The sequence below is a fragment of the Eudoraea sp. genome (assembly GCF_049665975.1).
In the GTDB taxonomy this organism is placed as follows: Bacteria; Bacteroidota; Bacteroidia; order Flavobacteriales; family Flavobacteriaceae; genus Eudoraea.
In genome coordinates, this window is sequence record NZ_JBATGR010000264.1 from 1 (window position 1) to 1,855 (window position 1,855).

Sequence of the window (1,855 nt, forward strand, 5' to 3'; positions counted from 1 at the left end):
TTAGGTTAGCACTCCATTACCAACACTTTCGTCTTTTCTGAAGTGTTAAAATCACTCCGGCTGAGCGTCCTCAGATATTAATCCCTTAAGTGGTCTGCGCATAGCCTCGGTACACAAAGTAATATAACGCTGGTATTGCTTTTCGTTTAGTATGCCCAATAGTTTTTGATCGTATATTTTTGAATTGGCAATAATCTGTGCCCTAAGTGGTTTAAATTTTTCAGCCAGAACTCGTAATTCCTCTTCGGTACTTTGCGGATGTTTTTCCAAAAGAACATCAATTTGTTCCTCAATTACTTCGTTGGTTTTTTTCAATTCCTGAATCCAGGCTTCCATTTTTACCAACTGTTCATCATCGAGCTGAAATACATTTATGATGGTTTCTGTATCCTTACCACCAATACCCAAGGTGCAATCATCTGTTTGGCCAAAACTTGAGAAGCAGATAAAAAACAGTAGAATAGAATAATATTTCAATTTCATGATCTCAAATCCTTTTAGAATTTATCTAATAAACTTCTATATAAACTGCCTTTTTTATCAAAAATTATAATTCCTGTCAATTTAACGCCATAAACAAAAAAAGCTACCCAATAAGGTAGCTTTTTTATAATTGCCATTGTATGGCTTATTTTAAAATGAAATTAACTCTTGCAAATAAGAATCTACCTCCAATTCCAAATTGCTGTGCTCTACGAGACCAATCAAAACGACCACTACTACGATTATTTCCACCGTCAGCCAAAACTTCGGCCGCCCTGTCGGGATAAGTGTCAAATAAGTTGTTTGCCCCGACTGTAAAGGTAAGTGAGGGTGTAGCTTTGTAACTCACCGAAAGATCAGTTACAAATTTGGTACCAAAAACTTGTTGTCTATCTATATTTGTAGTTGCTTCAGTTACTTTTCCAAAATATACGCCTCTTAGAAAGAATATCCATTTTTCTGAAGACAGATTAAACGTCAGGTTCACCTTTGTTCTTGGCACCGCTTCTTCCAGATAAACCCTGCTATCTTCAGGGAAGTAAGTATCTACCAAACCTGCGTCCTCAAGAACCTGGGATGCCTTTATCTCCCCTACCTGCTGCGTCTTAGAGAAAGTAGCTGCCAAACTTGAATTAAGCATCCATCCATCCCACACATTAGCTCTCTGGGTAATAACTAAATCAATACCTCTTGATTCCGTATCAATAGCGTTGGCAAAAAATGAAGCTGCCGAAGCATTTGCCTGTCTAAGCAGATTATCCAATTCCGTTCCGGTTCCTGGACCTACAAACTGTCCTGTATACACCACCCTGTCATTTATTCTTACAAAATACCCATCGCCAGTAATGGTAAGGTTGGCATCAGGTATTTGAGCTGTTACACCTAAACTTACACTACTCGATGTTTCTTCTTTTAAGCTTGGTATCCCAAGAAGATTGGCTGCCCTGCTATCATTGGAAAAAGTTCCCACCTCTTGAGGATTCCCATCTTGATCAAAAATAGTGGAAGTTGAATTAAAATATATCTGATGAAGAGATGGCGCTCTAAATCCGGTATTTACGGCACCCCTAATATTAATTTCATCAGTAATCTTAACTCTTGACGAGAGCTTGAAGTTAAAAGTAGATCCAAAATCACTGTAATTTTCAAAGCGGGCGGCAAGACTCACAAGTACTTTTTCAGAAAAATCGGCTTCTAAATCAAAATATCCCGCAATACTGCTGCGGTCTCTCGATAATTCATTATTAGGACTAAATCCTGGAAATACCTGCGATCCGCCTGGTCTGGAACTTCCAAAGAAATCCTGTGACGGCTGCTGAGTAGCAAGTGTAATTACTTCTCCTGCACCAGTATACTGAGCATAAGATGATTC

At 38.6% G+C, this 1,855-nt stretch carries 2 protein-coding genes; both read right to left on the minus strand.

Features of this window, described 5'->3' with window-relative positions; all coding sequences use genetic code 11:
* Positions 1-51 precede the first annotated feature (51 nt).
* Complete coding sequence (locus WBN20_RS09530; protein WP_424281510.1) at positions 52-483, minus strand: hypothetical protein; 432 nt, start codon at positions 481-483, stop codon at positions 52-54.
* A gap of 145 nt (positions 484-628) precedes the next feature.
* Positions 629-1,855, minus strand: a 1,227-nt coding sequence (locus tag WBN20_RS09535) for a TonB-dependent receptor plug domain-containing protein (RefSeq protein WP_424281511.1), incomplete at its 5' end; no start/stop codon positions are given.